Genomic DNA, 12,388 nt, shown 5'->3' with positions numbered 1-12,388 from the left:
ATATGGGAGAATTCATGATAAAATAGCCATCACCGGATAAAAATAACCAACAAAGGAAACAATATTCCTGATGAATGAAACAGGAGGTTATCCTATGGCAAAAGACAGTCAGATCGATAATAAGGAAGCAAGAAAGAAAAAAGCAAACGGTCAGACACCGCTGACAAGAGAAAATCAGAACCAGAATAGAAATGCAAAAAAGCAGTCTATTCGGAACGATGATGTTTAGGAGGGGCAAATATGGCAAAGGCAGGGATGAGAAGACCAGATCCCAAGGAGCCTCATGGAACAGAAAGCAACCATAAGCTCCATATTCCGAAGAATGATCAAAAACCTGTTCCTGAAATACAGGGAAAGGCCAAATACGGTCATGAAAAGGCTGATAAAGATTAGGGCAAGAATTAAACAAGTAGAAAAGAACCGATTGAAGCAGGTCCTTGAAGACCCGTTCAGCCGGTTCTTTTTCTTTAAATATCCTTTACATTTAGAACCCTTGCTGCATTTAACACTGCGATCAAAGCCACACCTACGTCTGCAAAGACTGCCTCCCAGATGGTTGCGACCCCTCCTGCTCCAAGACCCAGAACGATGAGTTTGACCACCATGGCGAAGATAATGTTCTGCCAAACGATGGTTCTGGTTCTCTTAGCCATCTTAATTCCGGATACAATTTTTGAGGGCTCATCCGTCATAATGACCACATCAGCAGCTTCGATTGCGGCATCAGATCCTAAAGCTCCCATAGCAATTCCCACATCAGCCCTTGCAAGAACAGGTGCGTCATTAATTCCGTCACCGACGAAGAGCAATTTTCCCTTTTTTGATTTTTCTTGATCGAGTTTTTCAATTTCCTCAACCTTTTGATTTGGCAGCAATTCGGCATGGAATTCATCCAGCCCCAGCTGACGAGAAACTTTTTCTGCAATGCTGCGGCTGTCTCCTGTGAGCATAACGGTCTTTTTGATACCCAACTGCTTTAAGCCAGCAATTGCTTCCTTTGCGTCTTCTTTGATCTCATCGGATATGAGGATATGACCAGCAAATTTTTTGTCTGCTGCAAGGTAGACCACAGTGCCTGCTGCATCGATCAGATCTGCTGATATACCTTCTGATTCCATCAGTTTTCGATTTCCGGCAAGGATTTCGCGCCCTTTCACATTCACTTTGATTCCATGACCAGCAATTTCGTTATAGCTGCTAATCTGATCCTGATCGATTTCCCTTCCGTACTCCTTTAGTATGGAAACTGCTATGGGGTGGGTTGAGTAACTCTCCGCATAGGCTGCAAACTCTAAAAGCTCGTCGTTCTGAAAATCGTTCTTTGCTTCAATTTCGGTAACTTTAAAAACCCCTTTTGTTAGGGTACCGGTTTTATCAAAGACGACGATGTCAACATTGTTCAGAGCCTCAAGATAGTTGCTGCCTTTTACAAGAACGCCTCGCTTGGAAGCTCCTCCGATTCCTCCGAAAAATCCGAGAGGAATGGAAATGACCAGAGCACAAGGACAAGAGATTACAAGGAATACCAAAGCTCTGTACAGCCATTCTGAGAAGGTTGCGCCTTCCATGACCAGAGGGGGAATGACTGCCAGTGCTGCCGCGATGATTACGACTGCAGGGGTATAATACCGTGCAAACTTTGTAATGAAATTCTCTGTCGGCGCTTTTCTATTGCTGGCGTTTTGAACAAGATCAAGGATCTTTGTGACTGTAGAATCCCCGAATTCTTTTGAAACTTCAACGGTCAGGACTCCATTTTTGTTGATGAAGCCACTGAGAACCTCGTTGCCGGTTTCGACCTCACGGGGAACCGATTCTCCCGTGAGTGCTGAAGTATCAACCATTGACCTTCCCTCGACAACTTTACCGTCAAGAGGAACTCTTTCGCCCGGCTTGACAAGGATCAGGTCCCCAACTGCTACTTCTTCTGGATCCACTCGTTTCGTATCATTTCCGACCCTCAGATTGGCATAATCCGGTCGGATATCCATGAGCTCTGTGATGGATTTTCTGGAACGATTTACTGCGATGCCCTGCACATATTCGCCGATTTGATAAAAGAGCATCACTGCGACACCTTCGGGAAATTCCTGAATGGCAAAGGCTCCGATGGTTGCAACAGTCATCAGGAAATTCTCGTCAAAGACCTGGCCTCGGAAGATGTTCTTAACTGCTTTCAGCAGGACTTCACCGCCAACAATCAGATAGCTGATAAAGAAGAGTGCAAATTCTACTGCGGTCTGGAACTGAAAGATCACTGCGATACCAAAGATCGCGGCTCCTAAGACAAGCTTGATTAATTCCTTTTTTCCGCCTTCGCCATGCTCATGATCGTGTCCATGATCGTCGTGATCGTGCCCATGATCGTTGTGATCGTGAGCATGACTGTGTTCCTCGTGATCGTGAGCATGACTGTGTTCCTCATGTTCTCCATGTTCATGATTACTGCAGCACTGTCCTTCATGAGCGTGACGTGCATTGCTCTTTAGCGATTCGTATTGCCCGGCGGGACTGCTTTTACTGCTTCTGCGAGCAGCTTTCTCTTTTACTTTTACATCGGGCTCTAATTTCTTGACGATATTTTTAATCTGAGAGGTAATCCCCTCTGTATCTTCTGTGTGATTGACTTCAAAAGAGAGCGTTTTGGTTACAAAGTTTACGGATGCATCTTGTAAGCCGCTGATTTCTCCTACTTTCTTTTCTATTTTTGCTGCGCAGTTTGCACAATCCAAGCCTTCCAGGATATATTCTTTTCTATTGTTTGACATGATTCATTCCTCCTTTGATTAATGGACTCTTGGCAATGGAAGTCTTACTCGCAGATGTGGATCAGTCCCATTTCAAAGATCTGCTTGACATGGGAATCGTCGAGGGAATAATAGACAACCTTACCGTCTTTCCTGTTTTTAACCAGTCTCGTCTGTTTTAAAATTCTGAGTTGATGTGAGATAGCCGATTGACTCATGTTCAGCAGCGCTGCAATATCACAAACGCACATGTCAGACTCGGACAAGGCCCAGAGGATTCGGATTCTTGTAGAATCACCGAATACCTTAAAAAGTTCTGCCAGATCATAAAGCTTTTCTTCGTCAGGCATTCTCTCCTTAACCATACTTACAACGCCTTCGTGGATCACAGTACAGTCGCAGCGATCCAAATTGATTTTTTCACTCATAAGAATTACCTCATTTGTTCTTTCTATATTTTCGTGAATAGTCGTGTTTGTATTTCTATATATGAGTATATGTTCATATGTTCAGTTTGTCAACTAATCATATGTATTTTTTTTTCTGAGCAGGGGAACTTTCCTTGCGTACCATACGTCTTATTAATACAAAAGGTGTAAAAAGGAATACTGTGTCACATCAATTTGACACGAGGAAAGGAACAATGAGGTCAGGAATTGCTATGAAAGTTATAACCGTTACTTTGATCATTCTGGCACTGATGTCAGCCACCGCCTTTGCAGCAGCGGGTAAGCCAGCTGCCGAGCTGGGATTTTCATCTTTCAGCTATCAGGATTAGATCGAGCAACCGCAAGTCATAAGCAGACAGCGCTTTCAAAGGTAAGGAACAAGGTGACAAGGCATAAATAATCTTTTGCCGACATATTCTGTAGGTAAGGAGGTGGAACTATGCCTTGGTATAATATTAGGGCTTCTCAATACGGATCCATTATCGTGAACGGATATGCTTACCCGTTTATTAATCAGGGGACTTTGGAACAGTGGATGCCCGATCTTACCTATGTTTCTTCATTTAGCTACGGCTTTACTCCTCAAGGAGATCTGATTCCACTCAATGATGCACGGGTTTTACAAACTGCGAGAGATCATGGTGTTCAGGCCCTTCTGGTGCTAACACCGCTGAATGAGCAGGGGCAATTCAGCAATGAACTGGCAAGTCAAGTTCTAAATAATCCGGAGGCAAGAAGCAGGCTGATCGAAAATCTTTATCAGACGGTAAACGCGAAAGATTTTTATGGAGTTGATTTTGACTTTGAGTTTGTAAACCGGGAAGATGCAGATGAATATGTGACACTCGTAAGGGACACGGCGGCAAGACTGAATCCGGAAGGTTTCATCGTCACAGTTGCATTGGCTCCGAAGACCTATGCAGAACAGCCGGGCTTGCTTTACGGGGGTCACGACTATGCGGGGATGGGGCAGGCTGCTAATTTGGCACTGCTGATGACCTACGAATGGGGCTATACATATGGACCGCCAATGGCCGTTGCACCGCTGAATAAGGTCCGTGAAGTCTTGGATTATGGTGTTACAGAGATCAGTCCTTCTAAGATTCTGATGGGAATACCCAATTACGGATATGACTGGACACTGCCCTATGTAAGGGGTGAATCCAGAGCTGAAACCATTTCCAATGTTGAAGCTCGTGCAAGAGCCGCCAGGTATGGTGTGCCCATTCAATTTGATGAAGTAGCCCAGTCACCGTTTTATACCTATGTTGATGAACAGGGGCGTCAGCATGAGGTTTGGTTTGAAGATGCAAGAAGCTTAAGGGCGAAGCTCGAATTGATCAACGAGTATGGTCTCGCAGGAATCAGTATCTGGACCATAATGAATCCGTTTCCGTCGGGCCAGGAGGTTCTGCGAGAACTCTATTCGGTTGCGAAGGTTGAGTGAGTGCATTGTCTGGAGCAAATTCAGCGTTTGTCAGTGAAGTCAGGTAATTTTTTCTAACCATCATTGACTCTTCATCAATTCTTCATAAAAGAAGGTTATCCTTATATTATCGTAAGGATGACCTTTTGCTATTTTATTGAAAGAATATATGGAGGTGTGAAAGTGAGAAGAAGAAGGTTCCTGATTACAGCGAAAAGTGCCGCAATCGTACTTACCATTTGTATTACAATCTCTTCTATGCTGGGATATGCAGGGGGACTGGCCACTGCAGGTTATTTCTCTAACGGAATCGATATTACCCCGCAGGTGTCCCTGAATACAAAAGCGGATCAGACTGCTTTGCTGACGACAACTGCATCCTCTGCTGGGAGCAAGCTTTCCACAGCTGAGGTAGCGGCACTGACAGCCGATTCTGTGGTTGAAATTCGTACGGAAACCGTTACAACAGACAGCTGGATGCAGCAGTATGTAACCAACGGAGCCGGCAGCGGAGTAATCGTTTCAAGCGATGGTTATCTTGTGACCAACAACCATGTGATTGATGGTGCAAACAAGATTACTGTGCGTCTTAAAAATGAAAAAACATATACAGCAACTCTTATTGGTACCGATAGTAAAACCGATGTGGCTCTGTTGAAAATAGATGCATCTGGACTTACAGCGGCAGTGCTTGGGGATTCGGAGGGACTCGAGGTCGGCGATACGGCCATCGCGATCGGAAATCCACTAGGCCAGCTGGGAGGAACCGTCACCCAAGGCATCATCAGCGCACTTGACAGAGCGCTTTCTATTGACGGCAAGACCATGAGCCTGCTTCAGACCGATGCCGCAATCAACCCCGGAAATTCCGGCGGTGGGCTGTTCAATGACCGTGGACAGCTGATTGGTATCGTTGTAGCAAAGTCTTCAGGTTCTGACGTGGAAGGCCTTGGCTTTGCTATCCCCATCAATGTTGCAAAGGCGGTAGCAAGTGAACTGATGGAAAACGGCTACGTTAAGGGGAGAATTGAGACAGGAATGTCCTTCATAGACCTTACCACCGCCCAGAAAGCATTGCTGTATGGGGTGCGTCAGCTTGGTGTATATGTCCAGTCTGTTGCATCGGGGTCTAATGCAGAGAGTGCCGGTTTTAGGGCAGGCGACATGATTGTGTCTGTAGGTGATACGAAGATCACCAGTACAACAGGACTGAGCCAGGCTCTCGAAAAGTACAGCGTCGGGGATACGGTGACAATAACCGTCATGCGAAATGGAAGCACTGGGCAGCTGCCGCTCACACTGCAAGAGCATAAGCCGAGCTAGTAATGATTTCTGTGATGAAAAGAGGAGAACGGATGAGCAAAATTACCATTGCAAACCGTGTTTTTTAGATAGTGTAGGTATTAAGTCATGCTGATGCATTCCATGCTGGGCATGGCTTTTTTCTTTATCCTCAAAGCCAATTGAAATTGTATACAATAATAAATGTATGAATTCATTACGTAATAATATGTTCATTAAGAATACAGTAATGCACGGATATAAGGGGGCGTAGTGATTGTTTTTTTATTTCCCAGTGCTATTCTTATATACGGAAGCATTGATTGCATAAGCAGAATCAAGGTGTTCCCTTTCTGTCAATGCTGAAACAGGAAGGCAGAAATTCTGAAGAAAGAGGGCAGAAATGCTGATGAAAGAGGACAGAAATGCTGAGGAAAATTGACGTTATCAAGCACGGCGAAAAAGTATTACAAGGGAATGAGGCCTGTGCAGAGGCTGCGATTCACGCGGGATGCAGATTTTTTGCAGGGTATCCCATCACTCCTTCAACAGAAATAATAGAATATTTATCGGAAGCCTTATTGCTGCAGGAGGAGGGTTCCTTTCTACAGGCTGAGGATGAGATTTCGGCAATGTGTGCTGTTATCGGAGCCAGATGGGGCGGAAAGAAATCCATGACCGCAACTTCCGGACCCGGATTCACCCTGAAGCAGGAGGCATTGGGATATGCGGTGGAAACAGAGACTCCCGTAGTTGTAGTCAATGTCCAGCGGGGTGGTCCTGCAACAGGACAGCCCACCTTTTCATCGCAGCAGGATATTTACCAGGCAAAATACGGAAGCCACGGGGACTATGAGATGATCTGCCTTGCACCGGCTTCGGTGCAGGAAATGTACGATTTTACGATAAAAGCTTTCAATCTTGCAGAACAATACAGAACTCCTGTGATCCTCCTTGCGGATGAAATTGTAGGGCATATGAGAGAGAAGATTCAGATACCGAAGCAGATTGAAGTTGAAGACCGGACAACAGTGAAACACTGTGACAAACCTTTCGGGCGGAATGAAAAAAACATTCCCTATGCGGTTAATTTTTTCGAAGGGCACAACGTATTGGTGGAAGGGCAGCTGCATGATGAAAAAGGAAGAAGGATCGGACATATCCCGGATCAAAGCGGGGTTTTTGTTGAAAATCTGATTGATAAAATCCGAAAGAATCAGGTGGAACTGGTCGATATTGATCATGAGTTTCTGGAAGATGCGGAGATAGCGGTAATCGCTTATGGCACGGTCGCCAGATCTGCAAAACGTGCGGTAAAAATTGCCCGGGAAAAAGGAATCAAAGCAGGGCTTATCAAAATTAATATTGTATGGCCGTTCCCGGAAGAAGAGCTGAAAGCACTGGCGGGTCACATCAAAACCATCCTTGTACCGGAAATGAATATGGGAAAATATTGTCTTGAAATTGAACGGTGCCTGAAACAAAGTACTGTGATTTCGGTACCGCAATTAGGAGGCATCATCCACCAGCCAACAGAACTTCTGGATATTATTGTAACAGAGACGGCAAGGAATAGAACCCTTCCAGCAGGTACGAAGGAAAGGGATCATAGTCTAATATGCGCGGAAAGAGAAATGATGAGCGAGAAAGGTAGCAAACAATGAATCAGCTAATTGAAAAATATATCAAAAAAGATTCGCTTCCGTATATTTTCTGTGCGGGCTGTGGAAACGGGATCATTCTAAATGCAGCAATCCACGCCATCGATGAACTGGGAATTAAGGAGGATACCGCCTGCGTCAGCGGAATCGGCTGCTCGTCATGGATTCCGCCCTATCTGAATATGGATGTGATGCACACGATTCACGGAAGAGCCATTGCCTTTGCGGAGGGGCTGAAGCTTAGCAGACCGGAGAAAAACATCATCGTTTTTACCGGTGATGGGGATTGTCTCGCCATTGGCGGAAATCATCTGCTCCACGCCGCAAACAGGAACATCAATATTACCGTTGTCCTGGTGAATAACTTTATTTACGGGATGACTGGGGGTCAGAAATCACCGACCACTCCTGCGGGATCAAGGACAAAGACCAGCCCCTTCGGGGCCTTAGATGAGCCCATCGATGGATGTGGTATTGCCATGAGCGCAGGAGCCACCTTTTGTTCAAGGTGGACAGTTTCTCATCCAAACCAGTTGAAAAAGGCAATCAAGGAAGGGATTTTGCATAATGGTTTCTCTTTTATCGAGGTACTATCTCAATGCCCAGTCCAGGCAGGAAAGAGTGTTTTTCAGGAACGTGATCCCTGGAATATGATGGAGGCGATCAAGAATAATACAATTCTGTGCAAAAGCTGGTCATTTGAAAGGCCGGAGGGGAAAATCCCCATCGGAAACTTTAAGGCGGACAGCGGCAGGCAGGAATACACCGATAAAATAAAAAACTTGAAGGAACAGCTTAGAACAATGCAGAAGGTGACCGTATGAGAATGATGAAGATATCCATCGACAAAGCCTATTGCAAAGGCTGTGAGATATGCATCAAAGCATGTCCTAAAAGCGTATTTGCTATGTCGGAGGAACGACAGAGCTTTGGTTCGCTGATACCTTATCCGGCGAAGGCAGAAAAGTGTGTTGGTTGTAAATTGTGTGAGATGCTTTGCCCCGATGGCTGCATCAACGTAGAATAGGAGGAAATTTTAACGTGAGAAGAGATATTAGAATTGTCGGTGCAGGCGGTCATGGTGTTATCTCCGCTGCCATTATTTTGGCAAAGGTTTATGGAATCAATGAAAGCTGCAATGTGTCCCAGACCCAGAGCTACGGTCCGGAGGCGAGAGGCGGCGCCTGTAAAGCGGAGGTAGTTGTTTCCGATCATGAAGAAATTGATTATATGAAGGTAGAAAAGGCAGACATTTTCATTGCGTTCAATCAGCTCGGCTATGAGCAGTATAAAAAGCAGACGAAGAAGGATGGCGTGGTTTTGGTAAATAGTTCTTTGGTAACCGTAGACCCGGAGGATGCACAAAAGGTTTATGAGATTCCTGCCTCTGAGATTGCAGATACGAGCTTTAAACCCTTTGCAGTGAACATTGTGATGCTGGGCGCTTTAACAAAGCTGCTGCCCAAGCTGCAATATCAATCAACCAGAGACGCTATCAGAGGGAATTTCAATAAATCAGCTGCGGATATGAATCTGGCTGCATATGATGCAGGCTATCATTATATTCAAAATGAATACTTCCTGAAAAAGATGGCATAAGAAGACGACCGAAGAGGACTGACTTAGCCAGTAAAAAGATAACCTTTGCATAGGAGAAATCGTGATTTCTGGAACGGTATAAGAAACGGAAGGATAAGAAAATGACAGAGAGTGAACGATATATCGGTGAATACCTCCAGCGGGCGAGAGCTGCGCAGAAAGAATATGAGAAGTATCGTCAGGAGCAGGTGGATGAAGTTGTAAAGGTCATTGGGAAAACGGTCTACGATAATGCAGAGCTTCTTGCTAGAATTGCCGTGGATGAAACGGGAATGGGAATCTATGAGGATAAGGTTATCAAAAACCAAATGAAAGCCAAAGTGATTTGGAATCATCTGAAAGATAAGAAATCTGTTGGAATCATCCATCGAGATGAAGAGAAGGGTATCACAGAAGTAGCAAAGCCCATGGGGGTTGTTGCTGCGATTACACCTACTACAAACCCAATCGTCACACCCATGTCCAATGCCATGTTTGCCTTGAAGGGGAGAAATTCGATCATAATCACACCTCATCACAGGTCGCTGAAAGCAAGTTCCCTGACCGCTGAGCTGATCAACAAGAATCTGGAGAAGATAAACGCTCCGAAAAACCTGATTCAGGTGCTGGATCAGCAATCCAGAGAGCATACGAGAATCCTGATTGAATGTGCAGATGTGGTAATTGCCACTGGGGGGATGGGCATGGTCAAAGCCGCATATCGCAGCGGAAAACCGGCACTTGGTGTAGGAGCGGGCAATGTTCAGTGCATCATTGATAAAGCGATAGAGTACAAGGATGCCGTGAAGAAAATTATTATAGGGAGAACCTTTGATAACGGAATCATCTGCTCTGGAGAACAGTCGGCAATCATTCCCGCCGAATCATATGGAGAAATTATTCATGAGTTTATTCAGAATGGCGCATTTTATATCTCGGATAATGAAAGCATAGAAAAATTGCGAGATACCATGTTTGTGGACGGTGAAATGAACAAGGGTGTGGTAGGACAATCGGTTCAGAGGATCGGGGAACTGGCAGGAATTGAAATTCCAAAGGATCGGACTGTCATCATCGTTGATGCAGAGGGGACAGAGGATATTTTGGGCAGAGAGAAAATGTGCCCCGTGCTGACGCTGTATCGGTATGATTCTTTCGAAGAGGCTGTTGAAATCGCCAGAGCGAATCTGGAAAAGGACGGGAAGGGGCATAGCGTTGCTATCCATTCCAATCAGGTTGAACACATTGAATATGCAGCTGAAAATATTGAAGTCAGTCGATTTGTGATCAACCAAGCCAGTGCTACTAGTGCGGGCGGAAGTTTTTTCAATGGGTTTACCCCCACCAACACACTGGGCTGCGGATCCTGGGGGAACAATAGCATTTCGGAAAATTTGGACTACAAACATTTGATCAATATCTCGAGAGTGGGATATTATATGAAGGACAACAAGGTGCCTACGGATGAGATGTTGTGGGGGTAGGCAGACCAATCTATAATGGAAGCATGGCACGAAATAATATCTCTAAGAGGTACCCGATTTGGGTACCTCTTATGCCATTTCTCGAAAACATTTGCGGCATTAGCGGGAAAGATATAGATTTTACTTGACTGATTACTGCTTCTATGAGTAATATATTGATTGCTGAGGTTGTTCAATTTCGTGGAATCATGGAGTTTTTTTAAATCAAGGCGTGTGATCGAGAACTTTTTTCGATTCGCGAGCGTCTGGCAGATTGTTTGGAGGTAGTAGCAATGACCACAGGAAAAACCGACTTTTTAACCGATATGGAGTATATAGACGGGATTACCATCATTGATACCTCTGGTGATATTTTATTTTCCGTGAAGTTTAATCCTGTCTTTAATCCCGAACAGAAGGATGATCTTGAGGACGTTGTGGGAAAGAAATTGTCTGAAGTATTTCCCAACATCAATGATCAGAATAGCACCTTGATCAAAGCCATGGAGCTGGGCATGCCCATATACAACAGACGGCAGGGGGTAATGGACCGATCCGGAAATACGGTTTTTACAAAAAATATCTCACTGCCGATCAAAGCCAATGATAGGATCATTGGCTCCATAGAAATTTCAAAAGATTTGGGCAAGCAGAAACAAGCACCGGGCAGCGTTGTTATGATGGATCCTGAACAATTTAAGCATTTTCAGAATGTGGATAAGAAGCTGTATTCCAACAGAGCCCATTATACATTAGATGATATCATTACTGCGAATAAAGAGACGCTTGATCAGAAGGACTTTATCAATAAAATAAAGGACAGTTCTGCCCCGGTCTTTCTTTTTGGAGAAACAGGAACGGGTAAAGAACTATTTGCCCATGCGTTACATAATGCAAGCAACAGAGCAGATCAGCCCTTTATCACTCAGAATTGCGCTGCAATTCCTGACAACCTTCTGGAGAGCCTTTTATTCGGGACCACTAAAGGCAGCTTTACTGGAGCTTATGACAATCCGGGGCTCTTTGAACTAGCTGAAGGCGGCAGTCTTTTCCTTGATGAAATCAACTCAATGCCGATCTATTTGCAATCGAAACTCCTCAGGGTCCTTCAGGACGGATTTGTAAGACGCCTGGGAGATAAATCTGAACGGAGGGTTGATGTCAGAGTCATATCCGCAGCCAATCTGCATCCGAAGGACTGTATGAAAATCGGTCAGCTGCGACAGGATTTATATTATAGACTGTCAGTACTCACCTTGAAAATGATACCTCTACGAGATAGACCGGAAGATATCCAGATCTTATTGAACTTTTTTATCAATCGATATAATGCTTCTTTGAAAAAGAGCATCAAAATGGTTTCAAAGGAAGTCTACGAATACTTTAAGAATCATTCTTGGCCCGGGAACGTCAGAGAGCTAGAGCACTTGGTGGAATATGCAATGAATATTGCTGATTTCTCTGAAAACATCATTCGGATGGACCATATCGCAAGCAGGGCAGAGGAGTTCTCAGATGACAATAAAAACCCACAGATTCAAATTACTCCACTTGGACAGATCCTAGGGTCAGTAGAAAGAGATATGATAGAAAGAGCGGTGAGACTTACTGGGGGAAATATTTCAAAAGCTGCTAGACTACTTGAAATACCCAGGCAGACGCTCCAGAACAAGCTAAAAAAATATAATTCAGAATAGTACTGCTCTTGACAAATTATAACACTCCTAGAGCGGATGCACCTTGTCAAAGGAAAGTAAGTGCCCAAAATATAACAAAGGGTGCC

The 12,388-nt window shown here is 44.6% G+C and carries 10 protein-coding genes; 8 read left to right on the top strand and 2 right to left on the bottom strand.

Going from position 1 to position 12,388, the window contains the following annotated elements; translation table 11 throughout:
* Positions 1–467 precede the first annotated feature (467 nt).
* On the bottom strand, positions 468–2,768 hold the full coding sequence (gene cadA / locus FRZ06_08925; GenBank protein ID QOX63468.1) for a cadmium-translocating P-type ATPase: 2,301 nt from the start codon (positions 2,766–2,768) through the stop codon (positions 468–470).
* A 44-nt stretch (positions 2,769–2,812) separates the two neighbouring features.
* Positions 2,813–3,175, bottom strand: coding sequence for a winged helix-turn-helix transcriptional regulator (locus FRZ06_08920; GenBank protein ID QOX63467.1), 363 nt, complete (start codon positions 3,173–3,175; stop codon positions 2,813–2,815).
* Between the two features lie 460 nt (positions 3,176–3,635).
* Here FRZ06_08920 and FRZ06_08915 point away from each other — a divergent pair, with 460 nt between their 5' ends.
* The 8 genes from FRZ06_08915 to FRZ06_08880 all read left to right on the top strand — a co-directional run bounded on the left by FRZ06_08915 (position 3,636) and on the right by FRZ06_08880 (position 12,302).
* Entirely contained in the window at positions 3,636–4,643 is a 1,008-nt protein-coding gene (locus tag FRZ06_08915; protein QOX63466.1) for a glycoside hydrolase, read from the top strand.
* Positions 4,644–4,760: 117 nt separating this feature from the next.
* Positions 4,761–5,945, top strand: a complete 1,185-nt coding sequence (locus FRZ06_08910) for a PDZ domain-containing protein (GenBank protein ID QOX63465.1) — start codon at positions 4,761–4,763, stop codon at positions 5,943–5,945.
* Between the two features lie 383 nt (positions 5,946–6,328).
* Entirely contained in the window at positions 6,329–7,567 is a 1,239-nt protein-coding gene (locus tag FRZ06_08905; GenBank protein ID QOX63464.1) for a 2-oxoacid:acceptor oxidoreductase subunit alpha, read from the top strand.
* A complete protein-coding gene (locus FRZ06_08900; protein QOX63463.1) occupies positions 7,564–8,388 on the top strand; it encodes a 2-oxoacid:ferredoxin oxidoreductase subunit beta in 825 nt (274 codons plus the stop codon). The genes FRZ06_08905 and FRZ06_08900 overlap by 4 nt, the downstream gene beginning before the upstream one ends.
* Positions 8,385–8,591, top strand: a complete 207-nt coding sequence (locus FRZ06_08895; GenBank protein QOX63462.1) for a 4Fe-4S dicluster domain-containing protein — start codon at positions 8,385–8,387, stop codon at positions 8,589–8,591. Before FRZ06_08900 ends, FRZ06_08895 begins: the two co-directional genes overlap by 4 nt.
* Positions 8,561–9,163: a 2-oxoacid:ferredoxin oxidoreductase subunit gamma gene (locus FRZ06_08890; protein QOX63461.1), complete on the top strand. Its 603-nt coding sequence runs from the start codon at positions 8,561–8,563 to the stop codon at positions 9,161–9,163. Before FRZ06_08895 ends, FRZ06_08890 begins: the two co-directional genes overlap by 31 nt.
* 101 nt (positions 9,164–9,264) lie before the next feature.
* Positions 9,265–10,626 carry an aldehyde dehydrogenase family protein gene (locus FRZ06_08885; GenBank protein QOX63460.1) on the top strand — a complete coding sequence of 454 codons (1,362 nt, stop codon included), beginning with the start codon at positions 9,265–9,267 and terminating at the stop codon, positions 10,624–10,626.
* A 272-nt stretch (positions 10,627–10,898) separates the two neighbouring features.
* Complete coding sequence (locus FRZ06_08880) at positions 10,899–12,302, top strand: AAA family ATPase (protein QOX63459.1); 1,404 nt, start codon at positions 10,899–10,901, stop codon at positions 12,300–12,302.
* The last annotated feature ends 86 nt before the right edge of the window (positions 12,303–12,388 follow it).

This window comes from Clostridiales bacterium (assembly GCA_015243575.1).
GTDB classification, from domain to species: domain Bacteria; phylum Bacillota; class Clostridia; order Peptostreptococcales; family Anaerovoracaceae; genus Anoxybacterium; species Anoxybacterium hadale.
Note: the sequence above shows the minus strand (reverse complement) of the source record. Positions and strands in the feature narration are given on the sequence as shown.